Annotated in this window: 1 protein-coding gene; it reads right to left on the bottom strand. The window is 74.0% G+C overall.

Annotated elements, in window-relative coordinates; all coding sequences use genetic code 11:
- Positions 1-155: 155 nt before the first annotated feature.
- The gene (locus SSBG_RS28245) at positions 156-1,631 is read right to left on the bottom strand and encodes an MFS transporter (RefSeq protein WP_008749460.1); all 1,476 of its coding nucleotides are present in this window, start codon (positions 1,629-1,631) and stop codon (positions 156-158) included.
- Positions 1,632-1,860: the final 229 nt, after the last annotated feature.

Below are 1,860 nucleotides of genomic sequence, written 5' to 3'. Positions count from 1 at the left end.
CCACCTGGGAACCGGGGCGGTTCTTGAGGGCGCGGAGCGAGTTGCGTACCTTCACGGCGCCACCTTTCGCTGCGGGCGGGGCTACGGGGACACCCAGCCGACGATGTCCATGACAACCACGGCGGGACCGGTGCCATTCCCGCCCGTACCGCTCCTCAGCGTTCCGCCCGCTCCGCCTCCTCGGCGCCGCTCCGTCGCCGCCCCGCGATCACGTCCGCCACCGCGACGAGCAGCGCGGCGAGGACGAAGCCGACCGAGACGACGAGGCCGTGATCGTAGGCGTTCGACCACCCGTCCTCCGCGAGACGGCCGAAGAAGACGGAGCCCACGGCCGCGATGCCGATCGCCGAGCCGACGCGCTGGCCCGTCTGGAGCGCGCCGCCCGCGCTGCCCGCCCTGCGCACCGGTACCTCCGAAAGGGTGAGGGTCTGGTTCGGGGAGATGACGAGACCGCTGCCGAGCCCCGCGAAGAACAGCGGCGCGATGAGCGCCCAGCCGATGCCCTTGCCCGTCACCTGGTGGACCGCGAAGGCCGTGCCCGCGAGGCCGATCGCGACCATGAGGAGCCCCGCCACCACGAGCGGGCGCCCCAGCCGGTCCACCAGCCTGCCGCCGATGCCGGCCGAGAGGCCGGAGCCGAGCGCGAAGGGCGTGAGGGTGAGCCCGGCCTGGAGCGCCGTGTAGTGCAGGCCGCTCTGGAGGTAGAGCGTGCTGACGAAGAAGATCGACGTGAACCCGGCGAAGTAGAGCAGCCCGAGCAGGGACCCGAGCGAGAACGAACGCACCTTGTAGAGCGCGAGGTCGAGCAGCGGCTCGGCGCCCGCGCGGGTGGACCGGCTCTCCCACCACGCGAAGGCGGCGAGGAGCACCGCGGCGACGACGAGGAGCAGGTACTTCTCGTCGCCCGCCCACTGCCGGGACTGCACGAAGGGCAGCAGCAGCGCGACGACCCCGGAGCCGAGCAGCAGCACGCCCAGGGGGTCGAGTTCGCGCACCCGTACGCTGCGGGCGCCCGGCGTGTCGGGGAGCAGCCGGTGGGCGAGGACGAGGCACAGCGCGCCGATCGGCAGGTTCACGTAGAAGACCCAGCGCCAGCCCTCGTCGGGGCCCGCGGCCTGGATGAGGAGTCCGCCGAGCAGCGGGCCGACGGCCGTGGAGATGCCGACGACGGACCCGAAGGCGCCGAACGCCTTGCCGCGCTCCCTGCCCCGGAACATCTGCTGGATGAGCGCCGAGATCTGCGGCGAGACGAGCCCCCCGGCGATCCCCTGGACGAGCCGCGAGATGACGAGCCACAGACTCGACTGCGCGGCCCCGCAGGAGGCGGAGGCGAGCGTGAACAGGACGAGTCCCGCCATGAACACGCGCCGCCTGCCGCGCGCGTCGCCGAGCCGGCCCGAGGGGACGAGGAAGAGCCCGAAGGAGAGCGCGTACCCGGACAGGACCCACTGGAGATCCGATTCGGGGGTGTCGAGGCCGGTCTGGATCGAGGGGAGCGCGACGTTCACGATCGACACGTCGAGGAGCGTCATGAACCCGGCGACCAGACAGACCGCGAGCGCCTTCCAGCGGTCGGGGTCCGGGGTGTACTCCTCCCGCGGGGCCGGGGAGGCCGGTTCCTGCTGGGCCACGTGAACTCCTTCGCGGGTTGTGCGCGCCGGGCGGGGTGCCCGCACGCGCCGGACGGCTGCCGGGGCGCGGCGGCCTGGCTGCGCGTACCCCGATTCTGGGCCGATGCGCGCGCTCCCGCACCGCCGGTGGGCGCGCTGCGCGCCCGGATCGGGGCCGGCGCGTGGTCTGCTGGCGGAGCGCGGGGCGCGGGGGCGTCCCGCGAGGTGGGCGGCTGTCCGGCCGCCTCGG

Source organism: Streptomyces sp. SPB074, from assembly GCF_000154905.1.
GTDB lineage: Bacteria > Actinomycetota > Actinomycetes > Streptomycetales > Streptomycetaceae > Streptomyces.
The sequence above is the reverse complement of the archived record's forward strand: the minus strand, read 5'-3'. Positions and strand labels throughout refer to the sequence as shown.